The 19,264-nt window shown below is 41.6% G+C and carries 15 protein-coding genes; all 15 read left to right on the top strand.

Annotated features, from left to right (window positions below):
• Positions 1-12 precede the first annotated feature (12 nt).
• Positions 13-1,464, top strand: a complete 1,452-nt coding sequence (locus ACFINC_RS06040; RefSeq protein ID WP_375616535.1) for a UDP-N-acetylmuramoyl-L-alanyl-D-glutamate--2,6-diaminopimelate ligase — start codon at positions 13-15, stop codon at positions 1,462-1,464.
• Complete coding sequence (locus tag ACFINC_RS06035; protein ID WP_375616534.1) at positions 1,461-2,882, top strand: UDP-N-acetylmuramoylalanyl-D-glutamyl-2,6-diaminopimelate--D-alanyl-D-alanine ligase; 1,422 nt, start codon at positions 1,461-1,463, stop codon at positions 2,880-2,882. Before ACFINC_RS06040 ends, ACFINC_RS06035 begins: the two co-directional genes overlap by 4 nt.
• Before the next feature lie 22 nt (positions 2,883-2,904).
• Positions 2,905-3,975 (top strand): phospho-N-acetylmuramoyl-pentapeptide-transferase, encoded by a 1,071-nt coding sequence (mraY, locus tag ACFINC_RS06030; RefSeq protein ID WP_375616533.1) that lies wholly within the window; start codon positions 2,905-2,907, stop codon positions 3,973-3,975.
• A gap of 4 nt (positions 3,976-3,979) precedes the next feature.
• Positions 3,980-5,374 (top strand): UDP-N-acetylmuramoyl-L-alanine--D-glutamate ligase, encoded by a 1,395-nt coding sequence (gene murD, locus ACFINC_RS06025; RefSeq protein ID WP_375616532.1) that lies wholly within the window; start codon positions 3,980-3,982, stop codon positions 5,372-5,374.
• A gap of 142 nt (positions 5,375-5,516) precedes the next feature.
• The gene (locus tag ACFINC_RS06020) at positions 5,517-6,671 is read left to right on the top strand and encodes an FtsW/RodA/SpoVE family cell cycle protein (RefSeq protein WP_375616531.1); all 1,155 of its coding nucleotides are present in this window, start codon (positions 5,517-5,519) and stop codon (positions 6,669-6,671) included.
• Positions 6,664-7,800 (top strand): undecaprenyldiphospho-muramoylpentapeptide beta-N-acetylglucosaminyltransferase, encoded by a 1,137-nt coding sequence (gene murG, locus ACFINC_RS06015; protein ID WP_375616530.1) that lies wholly within the window; start codon positions 6,664-6,666, stop codon positions 7,798-7,800. The genes ACFINC_RS06020 and murG overlap by 8 nt, the downstream gene beginning before the upstream one ends.
• Positions 7,784-9,211, top strand: a complete 1,428-nt coding sequence (gene murC / locus ACFINC_RS06010) for a UDP-N-acetylmuramate--L-alanine ligase (RefSeq protein WP_375616529.1) — start codon at positions 7,784-7,786, stop codon at positions 9,209-9,211. Before murG ends, murC begins: the two co-directional genes overlap by 17 nt.
• Positions 9,189-10,166 carry a UDP-N-acetylmuramate dehydrogenase gene (gene murB / locus ACFINC_RS06005; RefSeq protein ID WP_375616528.1) on the top strand — a complete coding sequence of 326 codons (978 nt, stop codon included), beginning with the start codon at positions 9,189-9,191 and terminating at the stop codon, positions 10,164-10,166. Before murC ends, murB begins: the two co-directional genes overlap by 23 nt.
• A 239-nt stretch (positions 10,167-10,405) precedes the next feature.
• The gene (locus tag ACFINC_RS06000) at positions 10,406-11,326 is read left to right on the top strand and encodes a D-alanine--D-alanine ligase (protein WP_375616527.1); all 921 of its coding nucleotides are present in this window, start codon (positions 10,406-10,408) and stop codon (positions 11,324-11,326) included.
• Entirely contained in the window at positions 11,314-12,225 is a 912-nt protein-coding gene (locus ACFINC_RS05995; protein ID WP_375616572.1) for a cell division protein FtsQ/DivIB, read from the top strand. The genes ACFINC_RS06000 and ACFINC_RS05995 overlap by 13 nt, the downstream gene beginning before the upstream one ends.
• Positions 12,222-13,523: a cell division protein FtsA gene (ftsA, locus tag ACFINC_RS05990; RefSeq protein ID WP_375616526.1), complete on the top strand. Its 1,302-nt coding sequence runs from the start codon at positions 12,222-12,224 to the stop codon at positions 13,521-13,523. The genes ACFINC_RS05995 and ftsA overlap by 4 nt, the downstream gene beginning before the upstream one ends.
• A gap of 65 nt (positions 13,524-13,588) precedes the next feature.
• Entirely contained in the window at positions 13,589-15,346 is a 1,758-nt protein-coding gene (gene ftsZ, locus ACFINC_RS05985) for a cell division protein FtsZ (RefSeq protein WP_375616525.1), read from the top strand.
• A gap of 212 nt (positions 15,347-15,558) precedes the next feature.
• Positions 15,559-16,443: a UDP-3-O-acyl-N-acetylglucosamine deacetylase gene (gene lpxC / locus ACFINC_RS05980; protein WP_375616524.1), complete on the top strand. Its 885-nt coding sequence runs from the start codon at positions 15,559-15,561 to the stop codon at positions 16,441-16,443.
• Positions 16,444-16,600: 157 nt separating this feature from the next.
• Positions 16,601-17,494, top strand: a complete 894-nt coding sequence (locus ACFINC_RS05975; protein ID WP_375616523.1) for an outer membrane protein assembly factor BamD — start codon at positions 16,601-16,603, stop codon at positions 17,492-17,494.
• 6 nt (positions 17,495-17,500) lie between these two features.
• The gene (gene recN / locus ACFINC_RS05970; RefSeq protein WP_375616522.1) at positions 17,501-19,162 is read left to right on the top strand and encodes a DNA repair protein RecN; all 1,662 of its coding nucleotides are present in this window, start codon (positions 17,501-17,503) and stop codon (positions 19,160-19,162) included.
• The last annotated feature ends 102 nt before the right edge of the window (positions 19,163-19,264 follow it).

Raw genomic sequence — 19,264 nt, 5'->3', positions numbered from 1 at the left:
AGGTGCGTTATCATGTTGTTGGGAACAGTTTTTACAGAATGTGTTGAAGATGAAAGTCTTTCTTCAATAGAAATAACAGGAATAAGTGTGGATTCTCGGCAAGTTTTGCCGGGCTATGTTTTTGTCGCTGTTCAAGGGAAAAAAAGTGATGGAAGACACTATATAGATGATGCGATAAAGCGTGGCGCACGAGCAATCGTTACAGACTGTCATGCTGTTCTTGAGGATTTATCTGTTCCCATTTTACGTGTTTTTAATGTTCGTCATAGTTTAGCGTTGGCAGCTGCACGTTTTTACGGTTCTCAGCCTGAAACGGTCGTTGCTGTGACTGGTACAAGTGGTAAAACATCTGTTGTCTCTTTTCTTCGGCAAATTTGGACTTATGCTGGATTTTGTGCTGCGAGTATAGGAACGGTTGGTGTTGTTTCTCCTAAACGGAATGTTTATGGTTCTCTTACGACACCTGATCCGGTCGTCTTGCACCGTCTTCTTTGTGAAATTTCTCATGAAGGTGTGACACATGCAGCTCTTGAAGCTTCTTCGCATGGGCTTGATCAAGGACGGCTTGATGGAGTCCGTTTAACGGTTGGTGCCTTTACCAATTTAGGGCGAGATCACATGGATTATCACACGGGGGTAGAGGATTATTTGCGGGCTAAAATGAGGTTGTTTGATACACTTTTGCCTGTATCTGCTCCTGCTTTGATTTTTGCTGATGATGTCTATTCACAAAAGGTTATTGATGTTGTTACACAAGCGCGCCGCCGTGTCTTGACAATCGGTCGTAAGGGGCAATTTATCACGATTAATCGTGTCGAACATCAACGCTCCAAACAGTGTATTGAGTGTCGTGTGGAAAACAATATTTATACATTTGATTTGCCTTTAGCTGGAGATTTTCAGGTAGCCAATGCGCTTATGGCAGCAGGGTTAGCCATTGCAACGGGCGTTTCACCTCGTAAGGTTTTTCCTGCGCTTGAAACTTTGCAGGGAGCACCTGGGCGGTTAGAGTTTGTGGGAAAGACAGAAAATAATGCGCTTGTTTATATTGATTATGCGCATAAACCAGAAGCTTTGGAGCAGGTTTTACTTTCTGTTCGTCCCTTTACACAAGGGCGTTTGGTTGTTGTTTTTGGTTGTGGAGGGGATCGTGATCAAGGAAAAAGACCATTGATGGGAAAAATTGCAGCGGATAGAGCGGATATTGTTATTGTAACGGATGATAATCCTCGAACAGAAATACCAGAAAAAATACGTAAAGATATTTTACAGGCGGTGCCAACAGCAATAGAGATAGCAGATCGTGGTGAAGCTATTTCTTACGCGGTGAAGCTTTTGAAAGCTGGTGATACACTCATCATTGCTGGAAAAGGTCATGAGAATGGCCAAATTATAGGGCAGACAACTTATCCTTTTTCAGATCGTCTGAAAGCGATAGAAGCTTTAGAGGACCGAAAGAAATGACAGCTTTATGGGATAAGAAAGCACTTGTTGCTGCAATTAATGGTGTTGTAATGGGAAGCCTGCCAGAAACTTTTTCTGGGGTTTCCATTGATAGCCGTACTCTTGCGGAAGGGGATGTTTTTTTCTGCATTAAAGGGCATCATCTTGATGGTCATGATTTTGCTGCGCAAGCTTATGAACGAGGTGCAGGCGTTCTTATCGTTGCGGAACACCGTTTGAGGGATATGAAAAAAATATCGGCTCCACTCATTGTCGTTCCTGATGTTTTGAAAGCCTTAGAACAACTTGCACAAGCTGCACGCAAACGTTCAAGAGCTAAGATTATTGCGATAACAGGATCGGTGGGAAAAACAACAACAAAAGAAGCTTTGAAACACGTACTTGCAACTGTTGGAAATGTTCATGCTAATTTTGCTTCTTTGAATAATCACTGGGGAGTGCCGCTTACCTTAGCACGAATGCCAGCAGAGTGTGATTATGGAATTTTTGAGATTGGTATGAATCATAAAAATGAAATTCGCCCTCTGGTAAATTTGGTTCGTCCACATGTTGTTCTTATTACGCATATTTCTGCGGCACATATGGATTTTTTCAAAAGTCTTGAAGAAATAGCTGAGGCAAAAGCTGAAATTTTTGAAGGATTAGAGGAAGAAGGTGTCGCCATTTTAAATGCGGATAGTGGTTTTTTTTCTTATCTCGTTCAAAAAGCAAAGCAATGCGGTGTAAAAAAGATCTTAAGCTTTGGTGAGACTAAAGATGCTGATTATCAAGCGCGAGATATACGTCTTCTAACTGATAGTACTTCTGTGATTGTGCGTATTGGGGGGCGGGATAGGAAGGTTCAAATTGGTGCTCCTGGGCGCCATATTGTGCAAAATAGTTTAGGGGTTATTGCTGCTTGTGATGCTGTGGGGGTTGAGTTAGAGCCTGTTTTTCTTTCTTTTAGCCATTTTTCTCCTCAAAAGGGGCGGGGTGTTCGGTATCGATTGTCTTTATCAAATGGGGGTGAATTTTATCTCATTGATGAAAGCTATAATGCTAATCCTGCTTCTATGTGTGCTGCTCTTGAGCTTCTTGCTACAGGACCAGTAGGGAAGGAGGGACGGCGAATTGCTATTTTAGGGGATATGCTAGAGTTAGGGGGGGATAGTGAAAAGCTCCATCTTGATTTAATAAAGCCAATATATCTTTCTGGTGCTAATCCCGTTTTTTTATTTGGTGAAGCGATGAAATCTTTAGTTAGTGATTTATCTGCTTATGTTAAGGTTCATTATGCCGAAAATATTGAGAAAATTTTACCGCTTCTTTTGACAGAAATTTCTCCTGGCGACCTGCTTATGATTAAATCATCTAATAGCCTTTGTTCATCAAATATTGTGGCTGCATTGCTTGATCGCTATAAAGCAGTTTCTTCATAGTTTTAAGAGGTTTTTTTGTTCCATGATGCTGTTTTTTTCTTCGTTTAGTGATTGGCTTCCGGGTGTAAATGTTTTTCGTTATATTACTTTTCGCACGATAGCAGCTATGCTTACTTCGGGGCTTATCGTCTTTTTGTTTGGACCTAGCATCATCGCTTCTCTTAAGTTGCGGCAAGGAAAAGGGCAACCGATTCGTGCTGATGGTCCTCAAACACATTTTAAAAAGGCTGGAACACCTACAATGGGTGGATTGATGATTTTAATCGGCATTGTGATATCGGCATTTTTATGGGGTAATTTATCGAATATTTACTTTTGGGTGTCGCTATTGGTTATGCTTTCTTTTGGGGCTATTGGATTTTATGATGATTATCTTAAGGTCACAAAACAAACAGACAAAGGATTTTCTGGGAAAGCACGGTTAAGCTTGGAGTTTTGTGTTGCGGCAATTGCTGCTTTTGCCATCTTGAAAATTGGCTCATCTGGATTAGCTTTGCCTTTTTTGAAAGATTATCTTATCAATTTGGGCTGGTTTTTTATTCCTTTTTCTGCTTTCGTCATTGTCGCGACAGGGAATGCGGTTAATTTGACGGATGGACTCGATGGGCTTGCTATTGTTCCTGTGATGGTTGCAGCCTTATCTTTTGCTCTGATTGCTTATCTTTCTGGTAATATGAATTTTGCTGATTATCTCCAAATCCATTATGTATCGGGAACAGGTGAATTGGCTGTTTTATTGGGAGCTGTTGTTGGGGCCGGGCTTGGTTTTTTATGGTTTAATGCACCACCTGCAGCTATTTTTATGGGAGATACTGGATCGTTGGCTCTTGGAGGACTCTTAGGGACTGTTGCGGTTGCTACGAAGCACGAAATTGTTTTGGTTCTTATTGGTGGACTTTTTGTTGTGGAAGCTTTTTCGGTCGTTATTCAGGTTGGTTATTTCAAATTAACAAGAAAACGCGTGTTTCTTATGGCACCGATACATCATCATTTTGAGAAAAAAGGCTGGACTGAAAGCCAAGTGGTGATACGCTTTTGGATTATTTCGATTGTTCTCGCTCTCATAGGTCTTTCAACACTTAAATTGCGGTGAGAATGTGATTTCTGTTACGTGTTATAAAGGTCAAAAAGTTGCTCTGTTTGGATTGGGTCAGTCTGGACTAGCAACGGCACAAGCATTAATGTGTGGTGGTGCAGAAGTGGTGGCGTGGGATGATAGTCCTTCAAGCGTGCAGATGGCTTTTCGGCAAAATATTCCAATAAGAGATCTCCACGATGAGGACTGGTCAGAATTTGTTGCATTGATTCTCGCGCCTGGAGTTCCTTTAAATTATCCTCAACCGCATTGGGTTGTTGAAAAGGCACGAAAAAAAAATATAGAAATTATTGGTGATATTGAATTGTTTGTTCGTGCACGCCATGATTTTTTACAGCATTATGGTTTTTGTGACCAAGATGTTCCGTTTATTGCGATTACGGGGACGAATGGGAAGTCAACCACAACATCTTTACTTGCGCATTTATTGGAAAAAATGGGCTATGATGTGCAGATGGGGGGAAATATTGGAAAGGCAATATTGACGCTTAAGCCATTTGTTAAAAAACGTATTTATGTGATTGAATGTTCATCATTTCAAATTGATCTTACTCCCTCTCTTCAGCCAACCATTGGACTTTTATTGAATTTGACATCTGATCATATTGATCGACATGGAAGTTTTGCCTGTTATGTGCAAACCAAAAGGCATTTGATTGCTCAGGCTTTTCAGGCTTTTATTTCAGTTGATGATGAAGATTGTCGGGTTTTATATCAACAGTTGCTTCATGAGGGGAAGAAAATTGAGGCAATTTCCAAGAATCATTTTGTTGAAAATGGTTTTTATGCAGATGGAAGCAAGCTTTTTTCTGTTCGTCAAGGACAGCGTCATATGCTTGCAGATCTTGCTCCTATGGCGGTGTTACGTGGGAGTCATAATGCACAAAATGCTCTTATGGCATTGGCAACATTGCAGGCTTTAAAAATAACCGATCCTTTTGTGAACAAGCATTTAGCAAGTTATAAAGGGTTGGATCATCGTATGCAGCAGGTGCGTAAAATGGGGGCGGTTTTGTTTATCAATGACAGCAAGGCGACTAATGCAGATGCAACAGCTCCTGCGCTTTCCACCTTTAATGATATTTTTTGGATTGTTGGGGGACAGGCGAAAAAGGGAGGAATAGAGTCTCTTAGAGAATTTTTTCCTAAAATTCGTAAAGCCTATTTGATTGGGAGCGCGGCGGAAGAATTTGCTCGCACTATTGGATCTGCTTTTCCCTTTTCTATGAGCTTAACTTTGAAAAATGCGGTGCGTGAAGCAGCTGTTGACGCAATGGGTTGTAATGCAAAAGAGGTGACAGTTCTTTTGTCACCTGCTTGTGCAAGTTATGACCAATTTAAAAATTATGAAATGCGAGGCGAGGCATTTGTCTCTTTTGTGATGCAGTTACAATAAAAAAGCATCAGTTATAAAAAAATATTTTTGCGTTAAGACTCCAGAATCTTTTTTTGTGTAATTTATTTTTTAAAGTGTTTGTTAAACAGGCGGGGAACCATATCACTTTGAAACAATTTATAAAACGGATAAGGCGGATATCATGGTTACGCGCGCAGATAGAGACCCAATTGCTAATTGGTGGTGGACGATTGATCGCTCTATCTTTGCAGCTTGTTTAATTTTAATGGGGATTGGCATTATGCTGTCTTTTGCTGCCAGCCCCACGATTGCAAAAAAAATCGGAATTACTGATAGTTTTTATTTTGTTCGGTGGCATATCATTTTCAGCATTTCAGCATTTTTTACGATGGTGACCATTTCTTTTTTTTCAATTCCTAATATTCGTCGTTTATGTGCTCTTTTGCTTATTGTAACGCTTGCTCTTATGGTTGCAACCTTATTTTGGGGTCCAGAATTAAAGGGAGCACGGCGGTGGATTGTGCTCTTTGGTTTTTCTGTACAGGCTTCAGAGTTTATGAAGCCAGCTTTTGTGGTTATGTCTGCTTGGTTTTTTTCAGAACAGATACGCAGGAGGGGAATTCTAGGTTATACGTTAGCGATTGTACTTTATGGCATTTGTTGTGTGCTTCTGGTTTTGCAGCCTGATATTGGACAAACACTTTTAATAAGTGCAACATGGGGTGGTTTGTTTTTTATTGCTGGTGTGCCTCTAGCCGTTATTTTTCTCTTTCTCATTTTAGGCGCTGGAGGAATTGTTTTAGCTTATCTTTTTCTGTATCATGTGCGTGAGCGTATCAATGGTTTTTTGACAGGTGAAGGAGATACCTTTCAAGTAGATGTCGGACGTGAGGCTATTTTGAATGGTGGTTGGTTTGGGCAAGGTCCCGGAGAAGGAACAGTAAAACGTATTATTCCTGATAGCCATACAGATTTTGTATTTTCCGTTGCTGCTGAAGAATATGGTATTATTCTTTGTTTACTAATTATGATGCTTTTTGGTTTTATCGTTATGCGTTCATTGTATATAGCAATGAATACACGTGATTGCTTTATACGTCTTGGTATTACTGGCATAGCAATGATGATTGGCTTTCAATCAGCTATTAATATGGCCGTTAATCTTCACTTAATTCCTCCCAAAGGCATGACATTGCCTTTTATTTCTTATGGTGGTTCATCGATGGTGGCAATTGCCTTTTCAATGGGCATTTTGCTCAGTTTAACACGTCGTTGGCCAGAAGCGCGCCTTTCAGCTTTTTCTTCCTCTTCTGTCTTGGATACGCCTTATGAATGATAAAAAAGTTATTGTTTTGGTGGCGGGTGGTACAGGTGGACATCTTTTTCCTGCTGAATCCCTTGGCGTTGAATTAAAGGAGCGTGGATATGATGTTCATTTAATAACAGATGAAAGAGCACGCCCTTTTGTTCGGTGCTTTGATAAAGAGCATACACATATTGTTTCATCGGCAACATTTATACGCCGCCATCCTTTTGCTCTGATAAAGACGTTTTGGACTCTGTTAAGGGGCATGGGACAATCGTTGGCGTTGTTTTATAAATTACGTCCTGTTCTTGTTGGAGGATTTGGGGGATATCCGAGCTTTCCTCCTCTTTTTATTGCGGCCTTAACGAGGCGTGTGACATTTATTCATGAACAAAATGCTGTTATGGGGCGTGCCAATCGGATGTTGGCAATTTTTGTGCGTGCAATCGCTGGTGGTTTATTGTCGCCAAATGGCTCTTATGCCCATAAAACGCTTTTAACGGGGAATCCTGTCCGTGAGGCTGTGCTGAAGGCGGCCGAAATTCCTTATCATTCTTCAGAGGGGGAAAAGCCATTTAATTTTTTGATTTTTGGTGGTAGCCAAGGGGCTTCTGCTTTTTCACATATTGTTCCAGAAGCCATTGCGTTACTCGATGATAAGAACCGTAAACGCTTGCGAATTGTGCAGCAAGTTCGCGGTGAAGCAGAAGGGTTGATCAAAATCTATCGTGATATGGGCGTACAAGCAGAGGTTGCTCCTTTCTTTGATGATATGGCTGAACGTATGGCACATGCTCATTTTATTTTGTCGCGCGCTGGGGCTTCATCCGTTTGTGAGATAGCGGTGATTGGTAGACCTGCTTTGCTTGTTCCCTATCCCCATGCTTTAGATCATGATCAGGCTGCCAATGCAGCTCTGCTTGCTTGTGTAGGTGGTGCGCAAATTGTATTAGAAAAAGATTTAAGTGCACAAAAGCTTTCTTCTCTTTTAACGCAAGTTTTGCGTACGCCCCATTTATTGGAAAAACAAGCGCTTGCTGCAAAAAAAGTTGGGCAACCTCACGCAACACGTTGCCTTGCTGATATGGCTGAATCTTTAATTGCAGGGCGATTGTTGTCAGATATAAAAGAGGAGCTTTTTGATGAAAATGCCACTTGATATAGGCGTTATCCATTTTATCGGAATCGGGGGGATCGGCATGAGTGGAATTGCAGAGGTTTTTTATAATCTTGGCTATAAAGTTCAAGGGTCAGATCAAGTTGAGAGTGCAAATGTTGAACGTTTGCGGAAAAAAGGAATTAACGTTCATATAGGTCATTGTGCTGAAAACTTAGGGAATGCAGAGGTTGTTGTTTTTTCTACTGCCGTTAAAAAAACAAATCCTGAGTATATTGCTGCAAAGGAAAGACATTTACCGCTTGTCAGACGTGCAGAAATGCTGGCGGAGCTGATGCGGTTTCGGCGTGCAATTGCGGTGGGTGGTACACATGGTAAAACAACAACCACATCAATGGTTGCAGCCCTTCTTGATGCTGGTCATTTTGATCCGGTGGTGATTAATGGCGGTATTATTAATGCTTATGGGACGAATTCTCGGACAGGAGATGGCGATTGGATGATTGTTGAAGCTGATGAAAGTGATGGTACATTTTTAAAGCTGCCTGCTGATATTGCTGTTATTACTAATATTGATGCTGAGCATTTGGATCATTATGGAAGTTTTGATGCTGTGCGTGAGGCTTTTCGGCAATTCGTAGAAAATGTTCCTTTTTATGGTTTTGCTGTTTTGTGCCTTGATCATCCAGAGGTTCAGTCATTGGCGGGCCGTATTGATGATCGTTGGGTGATCACTTATGGTGCAAATCCACAAGCGGATGTTCGTTTTCTTAATCTTTCGATGGATGGTCAAAAAACGCATTTTGATGTTCTTGTTCGTTCACGCAAAACAGGAAGAAAGATCGAGTTGAAAAATATGCTTTTGCCCATGGCAGGGCAGCATAATGTTGCCAATGCAACGGCGGCGATTGCTATTGCGCATGAACTTGGCATTTCAAATGAAGCTATAAAAAGGGGCTTAGCAGAATTTGGCGGAGTAAAACGGCGTTTTACGCGAACAGGAAGTTGGCGTGGCATTGAAATATTTGATGATTATGGACATCATCCTGTTGAAATAAAGGCTGTTTTGCGTGCTGCACGTGAGAGTGCAAAAGGGCGTGTTATTGCGATTGCACAACCCCATCGGTATTCGCGTTTGTATCATTTATTTGATGATTTTGCTGCTTGTTTTAATGATGCAGATACAGTGTTGATTACGCCCGTTTATGCGGCTGGTGAAGAGCCTATTGTAGGATTTGGTTCTCAAGAATTGGTAGAGCATATTAAAATGGCGGGTCATCGTGATGTGCGCTTAATACATGGTCTGGAAGATGTTGTGTCTCTTGTCTCAACATTTGCTCAGGCAGAGGATTATGTGGTTTTTCTTGGTGCTGGCAATATCACACAATGGGCGTGTGCATTGCCTCATCAGTTGTCGGTACTTGATGGTCATGATAAATTTTCAGCACATTGATGGTGAGGCGCTATTGGCGCAATTGCAACCGCTGTTGGGTGGCGTGAGAGGAAAACTTACACCTAATGTTGAGATGCGTAAGATAACGTGGTTTCGCACGGGCGGGTTGGCAGAACTTTTTTATCAGCCTGTTGATGAAGAAGATTTGGCTCTCTTTCTTCAAAATTTGCCTGAATTTGTTCCTGTAACAATTGTAGGAATAGGTTCTAATCTTCTGGTGCGTGATGGGGGGGTTCCTGGTGTTGTGATTCGTCTTTCGCCAAAAGGTTTTGGGCAAGTGCAACAAGTTTCTCCAAAACGTTTTTTAGTTGGTGCAGGTACGGCAGATAAACATTTAGCTACCGCTGCTTTAAAGGCAGAAATTGCAGGTTTTCATTTTTATCACGGTATTCCTGGTGGTCTTGGAGGGGCACTCAAAATGAATGCGGGTGCAAATGGTGTTGAAACCGCAGCACGTGTTGTTGAGGTTTATGCGCTGGATCGTAAAGGAAAACGTCATATTTTGAGTTTGAAAGATATGCATTATTCCTATCGCCATTGTGATATTCCTGAAGGGTTTATTTTTACTGCTGCTTTATTAGAAGGACAAACCGGTAATAAAGATGATATTCGTGCTGCTATGGATGAAGTTGCCCTCCATAGGGAAGCAGTGCAACCTATTCGTGAAAAGACCGGTGGATCAACTTTTAGAAATCCTGAGAATATATCTGCGTGGCGCGTGATTGATGAGGCAGGGTGTCGTGGTTTACGGATTGGTGGTGCTCAGATGAGCGAAATGCACTGTAATTTTATGATCAATACAGGGCAAGCAACAGGATATGATCTTGAAACATTGGGAGAAACAGTGCGTGCACGTGTTTTTGCACATTCAGCCCATCTTTTACAATGGGAAATAGAGCGTATAGGTCAATTTGAGCGCGGTCGAAGTGTTTCTTCTTTTGATCCATTTCAGTGATTTATTGTTCACTAAAAAAGTGCAAATAAAAAATTGAGTCATTTCAAAGAGATAATAAAAAAATTCTATTAAGAATCAATAAATTAACAAAGAATCTCTTGCATCAAGCTGTTGAGTCTGATTCATTATGCAAAATGCTAGGTTATTGATTCGCAAGGATAAACTTTGTTTTTTCCTGTATGTGGTGCTGATGTATTCTATATAGACTACATATAGTATGCGAAAGAGGGTGATTTATTATGAAAGATAAACATATAGCTGTATTAATGGGAGGTTTTTCTTCTGAACGGTCTGTAAGTTTATCTTCAGGGACGGCTTGTGCTGATGTTCTTGAAATGCAGGGGTATCGCGTGAGCCGCGTGGATGTTGACGCTCATATTGCTTCTGTTCTTGAACAGTTGCAGCCTGATATTGCCTTCAATGCATTGCATGGTCCATTTGGTGAAGATGGCCGGATTCAAGGGATTCTTGAGTATTTAAAAATTCCTTATACCCATTCTGGTGTGATGGCATCTGCTTTGGCAATGGATAAGGGACGTGCAAAAATTATCGTTGCAAGTGTTGGTGTTTGTGTTGCACCTTCTCGTATTATGAGCCGTTTTGCTATTGGGCAAGCGCATCCCATGGAGCCTCCTTATGTAATTAAACCTGTGTGTGAAGGATCAAGTTTTGGTGTTGTCATTGTACAGGAAAATGAAGCTGCACCGCCGCATAATATTGGGGGAGCTGAGTGGGGATATGCGGATGAGGTGATGATTGAAAAATATATTCCTGGTCGTGAATTGACTTGTGCTGTTTTGGGGAGCGAAGTGCTGGATGTGTGTGAAATTCTTCCTAGTCAGCACTTTCCATTCTACGATTATGACTCAAAATATAAAACGGGTGGTTCTCTTCACATTTGTCCTGCACAACTTTCACTAAATATTTACCAAAGTGTGCAAAGAATGTCTTTAGCAGCCCATCAGGCGATAGGGTGTCGAGGTGTTAGCCGTTCTGATTTTCGTTTTGATGAGAAAACAGGAGAATTAGTTTGGCTTGAAATTAATACGCAACCCGGTATGACATCGACGTCTCTTCTTCCTGATATTGCAAAAGCGAGCGGTCGTACTTATGGCGATATTGTTCAATGGATAGTGGAGGACGCATCATGCATGCGTTGAGTATTAATAAAACGAATATTCCGATGGAGGTGCTTTCAGTGCCGGCTTTGCCACGTCTTTATCGTCGTTTTCTTCGGTTTATGTTTGAGTTTGTTTTTGTCAATATTCATATTCCACGCCATTTTGGCTCTTTTGCTGTTGTATGGTTTTTCTTGGTGACGGCCTTTTATGGATTGTCATCCAGTGGTCAGATGGGTGTGATCGTAAAAACGATAATATCAGATATTGGTTTTGTGGTTGTAGATGTCGATATAAGAGGGAATAATCGCTTAGCAAAGCAAGATATTTTGAAAATTTTAAAACTTGATGTTGCATCCTCTATATTCACTTTTGATGTTGAAAGAGCACGCTCTCTTTTGGAAAAACAGCCTTGGGTTCAATCCGCTAATGTTCAGAAGATTTATCCTAATAGAATGCGGATTTCCATCGTGGAGCGTGAACCCTATGCCATTTGGCAACACGATGGCTTGGTCGATATCGTTGATTATACAGGTCGTGTTATTGTGCCCTTTAAAGGGAAAAATGTTTGGAATTTGCCGCTTGTGGTTGGGCAGGGGGCGCAAAATGCTGCTAAAGTGTTTATTCAAGCGCTGTTAGTTTATCCGGAAATATATAATCGTGTTCGTGCTTTCGTGCGGGTAGGGGATCGGCGTTGGGATCTTGTTTTGGATAACGGAATGCGCGTTATGTTGCCTGAAAGTGGTGCGCTTGAAAGGCTTTCTTCTCTTGTTTCGTCCGGTACAATGCAAGATCTTTTATCTCGAGATATTCTCAGTGTTGATTTACGCCTTGCTGATCGGATTACTGTTTCTTTATCAGATGAAACGTTGGAGCGTTATAATGCTACTGTAGCAGAAGAAGAACGTATTTTAAAAGCGCGAAAGGCAGGAAGCCTATGACATTGCTCAGATCACATCATCTGGGGGGACGTAAAACACGTTATTTAACGGTTCTTGATATCGGTTCAAGTAAGATTGTTTGTTTTATTGCTTGTCTGCGTCCTTTGAAGCATGCACACTATTTGCATGGCCGTACACACTCTATAGAAATTCTGGGCTTTGGAGTGCAGCGTTCACGCGGTATTAAATCTGGTGTTGTGATGGATATGTTTGCAGCAGAGCAATCAATACGCTTGGCTGTTGATGCGGCAGAAAAAATGGCTGGTTTGGTGGTGGATTCAGTGATTGTGAATTTTTCCTCAAGTCGGTTACAAAGCGCTTTGATTAATGGAATGGTCCATTTGAATGGTCGTGAAGTCACCAAGCGTGATATGCGTATGGCCTTTTCAGATGTTTCGCGCAAAGCCTTTGATGCTGAACGTCATGTTATGCATTCGGTTCCAGTTTCTTATGTATTGGATGGGGAAAAAGGAATTTCTGATCCTATTGGCATGGCAGGGGAAACATTTGGTGTCGATGTGCATGTGGTAACAGCGGAAACAGCATCTTTGCGTAATTTAGAAACTTGTATTAATCGTGCACATTTGAGTGTTGAAGCAATGGTTGCCACTCCTTTTGCAAGTGGTCTTGCTGTCTTGATGAATGATGAGGCGCATTTAGGTGCTGCATGTATTGATTTTGGTGGTGGAACAACAACATTTTCAGTGTTTTTTGAGGGAAAATTTATCTATGCAGATGCTCTTGCTGTTGGGGGACATCATGTCACTCTTGATGTTGCGCGTGGATTTTCTATGTCACTTACAGAGGCGGAACGTTTGAAAGTTGTTTATGGTTCAGCCCTTCTAACAAGTGCAGATGAGCGGCAAATGATTAATGTAGCAGAAATTGGGAGTGAACGGCGTGAAACTCAATATCCTCGTGCTGTTCTTGGGCGTATCATTTGTGCGCGTATTGAAGAAATTTTAGAGATGGTACGTGATTGTTTAAATCGTTCAGGCTTTGGTTACATCATTGGTAAGCGTGTTATTTTGACTGGCGGAGCAAGTCAGTTAACAGGATTGCCAGAAATGGCACGTACTATATTAGGAAGAAATGTTCGTATCGGGCGGCCTTTAGGTATTTCGAGGCTTCCTTCTCTTGCAAAAGGGGCGGCGTTTACATCTGCTGTTGGGTTGTTAATTTATCCGCAATTGGTGGGTTTTGAAGAAAAAACAATGCAGACGGCAGGAAATCATTTATCGATGGGCACGCGTGGGTATTTTCAGCGTGTTGGTCAGTGGTTGCGTGAGAGTTTTTAGTTAAGTCTAGTTGGATAAAAATTTCATCGCTTTGGCTTGCGGTGTCTTATGAGAAGGAAAAGAAAATGACGATTAATCTGCATCGGCCAGATATCGCGGAATTGAAGCCACGCATTACCGTTTTTGGTGTTGGAGGTGGTGGCGGGAATGCCGTGAACAATATGATTAATGCTGGCCTTCAAGGAGTTGACTTTGTTGTCGCAAATACGGATGCACAAGCTTTGGCTATGTCAAAGGCTGAACGTGTTATCCAGCTTGGCGCAGCTGTGACAGAAGGTTTGGGTGCTGGTGCTCTACCGGAAGTGGGACAAGCAGCCGCAGAGGAATGTATTGATGAAATTATTGATCATCTTGCGGACTCTCATATGGTTTTCATTACTGCTGGTATGGGGGGAGGAACTGGAACAGGGGCTGCTCCTGTTGTGGCTCGCGCAGCGCGTGAAAAGGGTATTTTGACCGTTGGTGTGGTGACAAAGCCATTTCAGTTTGAAGGGGCACGTCGTATGAAAACGGCAGAGGCTGGTATTGAAGAATTACAAAAGTCTGTCGATACATTGATTGTTATTCCCAATCAAAATCTTTTCCGTATTGCAAATGATAAGACAACATTTGCTGATGCTTTTGCTATGGCTGACCAAGTGCTTTATTCTGGTGTTGCTTCCATTACGGATTTGATGATTAAAGAGGGCTTAATTAACCTTGATTTTGCTGATGTTCGTTCTGTTATGCATGAAATGGGCCGAGCTATGATGGGAACTGGTGAGGCATCTGGTGAAGGGCGGGCTTTGGCTGCTGCTGAAGCTGCTATCGCGAATCCATTATTGGATGATACCTCTATGCGTGGGGCGCGTGGTTTGTTGATTTCTATTACGGGTGGTCGTGATATGACTCTCTTTGAGGTTGATGAAGCTGCTAATCGTATTCGTGAAGAAGTGGATGCGGATGCGAATGTAATCTTTGGGGCCATTGATGATGAGTCACTAGAAGGTGTTATTCGTGTTTCTGTGGTTGCCACCGGTATTGATCGTGAGGTTAGTGATGTGGTTCAATCCTCTCATCCTCAGCTTCAAAGACCAGCTTCTTCAATGCGCAAAAGTGATCCTGGAACGCCACACAGTTCTTTTCATGTTCAGTCATCACCCTTGCGTTCTGAGTCGATGGTAGAAGTGATCGAATCACTTGAAATAGAAAAGGGGAAATCAACAGGAGAACAGTTCCGTCCTAAAAGTCAAATTTTTGCGCATCCTGTAGAAGCAATTGCGACACGAAGTGCCACAAAAGCTGTTGCTTATGGTTCAAATGCTGTGCAGGAGCAGATATCAAATGTGCCACGTATGCAAGTAAGCCGTGGTTCTCAACAGCCTATGACGGCCCCCGTAAGCATGGAGGCAACAGCGCATGTGCTTGATGAGATGACAGGCGTTGTGAAGCAAAAAGAAAAGCAAGTACAACAGATGCAAGTGCGCTCACCAATGCGTATGCCTGAGCTAAAGGATTTTCCTCCTGTTGCTCATAGACAAAGTCAAAGAACATCTGTAACCGACCAAGGTCCTCGTAATCTTTGGCAGCGTTTGAAACAGAGCTTGACACACCGTGAGGAGGCAGAGCCAGAAGCGAGGCTGGAGCCTGCTGTTAGATCGTCTCAGCAGCAAGAGTCTCATGTTTATAATAAAAATTCTCAGGCGCTTTCTCAAGATGCTTCTGTTTATGTTCCACGTCGTTCTGGTGAGTTGCATCCTCAGGTACCACAAGATCAGCGTACTTTTATAAGTGAAGAAGATCAGTTGGAAATACCAGCATTTTTACGTCGTCAGGCAAATTAATTGATGAAAAATAAGGTAAAGTAAAGAATTATGTATCCTCTTTGATGTTGAGTCAAAAATTATACAGTAAAATATACTGCTGTTTTTGGGTAAAGGACTTTGTTTTTTTAAGCCCGCTTATCATTAAGCGGGTTTTTTATTATTTACTATGAGTATTTTTTATAGTTTTATAAACTTTATTAAAAGAGAGAAAAGAAATTCAATAGAATGATATGATGAATTTGGTTCCAAAATATCAGTCTACTCTTAAAAAAGCAGTAACATTTAAGGGGATTGGCGTTCACAGTGGCTGTTTGTCAGTGGTAAAGGTTTGTCCAGCGGATGTTGGGTGTGGTATTATTTTTAGGCGTTGTGGATTAGACGGAACAGAGAAAATATTTCAAGCCCATGCATCGCAAACAGGAGAAACTGAATTATCAACAGTACTTGGAGATGGAGATGTAAGGGTTGAAACAATTGAACATTTGATGGCAGCAATTGCTGCTTATAATTTGGATAATCTTATTATTGAAGTGTCACATAATGAGATTCCTATTTTGGATGGTTCAGCGTGGCTATATTGCCAAGCTTTTGAAGATGTTGGTATTGTACAGCAAAATGCATTGCGTTCTTATTTCATTATAAAAAAGCCGGTGCGGGTTGAAGGAGCTCATGGTGTTGCAGAGCTTTTGCCATTCGATGGACGTCGTTTTGATATAACGATCTCTTTTCCTTCTTCTGCTATTGGTAAGCAACATTTCAGTTTTGATCTTACCACACAAGGATTTCGAGATGATTTGTCACGGGCACGCACTTTTGGTTTTATCAAAGACGTGGAAAAATTACGGCTTTCTGGAAAGGCAAAAGGCGCTTCTTTGGAAAATTCTCTTGTTATCGGCCTTGATGACAAAATTTTAAATTCCGATGGCCCTTATTGGGAGAATGAATGTGTTCGGCACAAGATGCTTGATGCGATTGGTGATACTGCTTTGCTTGGGGCGCCTTTTATTGGATTATTTCGTTCTTATTGTAGTGGGCATAGAATTAATGCGCAATTGGTGAAGGCTGTTTTGGCAGACGAATCATATTATGAAAAAAGCTTTTTAGAGAAAGAGTAAAAAAATTGACAAGATTTTTTTATCATTTATTTGATTTTTAAGGGGATGATTGACCTAAACTGCTAAATTGGTTATGTGGATTTTAAAGTGATATGGTATAAAACCTTTGATAAATTGTTTTTGCTACAAGGTGATATTCTCTGGAGGCCGGAAAATTATGAAAAAATTTCATGTGTGCATTGGAAATATGACATATAGAAAATCTAACATTGTACGCAAGATATTGGGGGTGGTACTTTTAGGAAGCACCTGTATGTTAGCGGGATGTCTCTTTAAAGAGAAAAATACTCTTGATCCGTCTGCTTATGTTTTGAAAATGGATCCACCAGATGTTCTCTATAATCAGGCGCTTGCTAGTCTTGAGAGTGGGCGGCTTGGAGATGCATCGAAAAAGTTTTTGAAGATTGAAAAACAGTATGCTTATACAGACTGGGGGCGCAAATCTCTTGTGATGGGCGCTTTTACAAATTATCGACTCGGAAAGTATGATGATTCAATTAGTATGGCTCAACGCTATATTACGCTTTATCCAGGGTCGACTGACTCGGCTTATGCATACTATATTATTGGTCTTTCTTCTTTCCGTCGGATTCCCGATGTTACGCGTGATCAACGTGATACGAAACGCGCTATTGCTGCTATGCAGCTTCTTATAGAGCGCTATCCAAATTCTGAATATGTCAAGGATGCTAAGGATAAAATACGTTTTGGGCGCGAACAGTTAGCTGGTAAAGAAATGCAGATTGGCCGCTATTATGAAGAGGGGCGGCGCTACCTTGCTGCAAGTAGACGGTTTCGTACTGTAGTTGAAGAGTATTCCGATACAAATCAAATTGAAGAAGCACTTTTCCGCTTAACGGAAGTTAATTTAGCTCTTGGTTTAACGGCGGAAGCGCAAACGGCAGCAGCTATTTTAGGACGTAATTATCCCAAAAGTGAGTGGTATAAATTTTCTTATAGTTTATTGCAAAAGAATAAAATATCACCACATGAGCATAAATCTTCTTGGATCTCACATGCTTTAGGTGGTGATAAGAATAGGGCACGTTGATTTTATATGCTGGTACAGCTTTCGATTCATAATATTGTTTTGATCGAAACGCTCGATATTCATTTTACGGCGGGGTTGACGGTTTTAACTGGAGAAACAGGTGCGGGGAAATCTATTCTCCTTGATGCTTTATCACTTGCTCTGGGGGGGAGGGGTGATGCTTCGCTTGTACGTCATGGTGCTGACCGCGGGCAGGTTACGGCTGTTTTTGATGTGTCTGTTTCACATCCTGCACGTCAGCTTATTCGTGAGAATGGTCTTGATGATGAGGGCGATATTATTTTACGACGTGTGCAATCAAGTGATGGACGTAGCCGTGTCTTTATCAATGATCAGGTGTCTAGTGTTGCATTGATGCGGAGTGTTGGCCGTTTGCTGGTTGAAATCCATGGACAACATGATGATCGTGCGCTGGTTGATGTTGCTACACATCGCCAATTATTAGATGCCTTTGGTGGGCTTGAGGATGAAGTGGAAAATTTGCGCCAATGTTATCACACATGGCGTGAATGTGAGGAGCGTTTGCAACAGCAGCGTCTTAAAGTAGAGAGCGCTGTACGTGAGGTTGATTATCTTCGTGCGTGTGTAGAAGAGCTTGAAAAGCTTGATTTTCAAGTTGGTGAAGAAGATGCTCTTTCTCTTCGCCGTGCCGATATGCTTAAATTAGAAAAAATAGCAACGGATATAAAAGAAGCGGATGATCTTTTAACGGGTCAAAAATCACCAATCCCAGTGCTTTCCAATTTGGTGAGGCGTTTGGAGCGTAAAATTCCTGAAGCACAAGAGCTTATTGCACCAGTGGTAAAATCTATTGATGAGGCATTGCATGCACTTGCAATAGCACAAGAAGGTATTGAGGTGGCAATACGAGCATTGGACTTTGAACCTGATGAATTGGAACGGATAGAAGAACGTCTTTTTTCTCTTCGGGGTTTTGCTCGTAAATATCAAGTTTCTGCTGATGAATTGGTTCAGTTACGCGATAAAATGGATGCTGAACTGGCTGACTTTGAAGAGGCTCAGACTATATTGTCACGTTTTGAAAATGAGGCAAAACAAACACAAAAAAACTATGATATGTTAGCACAAGCGTTGTCAATAAAACGTCAAGAGGTTGCAAAACACTTGTCTGAAAGCGTGATGGCTGAGTTGCCTGCATTGAAATTAGAGAGGGCCGAGTTTATTGTTGAAATGCAAAGTGATGTGGAAAGGCGGAGTGCAGAGGGATGTGATCGTATTGAATATTGGGTGCGAACAAATCCTGGAACACGAGCTGGACCGATGCTTAGTGTGGCTTCTGGCGGTGAATTGTCTCGTTTTTTGTTGGCATTAAAAGTTGTTTTGTCTGATCGAGGATCAGCACCGACGCTGATCTTTGATGAAATTGATACAGGCGTTGGGGGGGCTGTTGCAGCTGCTATTGGACAACGATTGCAACGCTTATCAGAACGTGTTCAGGTTTTTGCTATTACGCATGCACCACAGGTTGCATCGAAAGCGCATGGTCATTTTCTTATTTCGAAAATTGAGAGTCATGATAAAGGACGCTTTGTTACTGCTATTCATAAAATGGAAGAGCATGAACGTGCAGAAGAAATTGCTCGTATGTTGGCAGGAGAACAGATTACTGAAGAAGCGCGTGCAGCGGCTCAAAAGCTTCTCGCATAAAGGTAATTAGCCAGTGATAAAAATACTGGAAAGCTTATTTTTATTTGCGATTCACTTTATGAGGAAGCGTGGAAGTCTTTATGGCAGTAACTCGTAATTTGG

It is taken from the genome of Bartonella sp. AP58NXGY, from assembly GCF_042195785.1.
Taxonomy (GTDB): domain Bacteria; phylum Pseudomonadota; class Alphaproteobacteria; order Rhizobiales; family Rhizobiaceae; genus Bartonella.
Note: the sequence above shows the minus strand (reverse complement) of the source record. Positions and strands in the feature narration are given on the sequence as shown.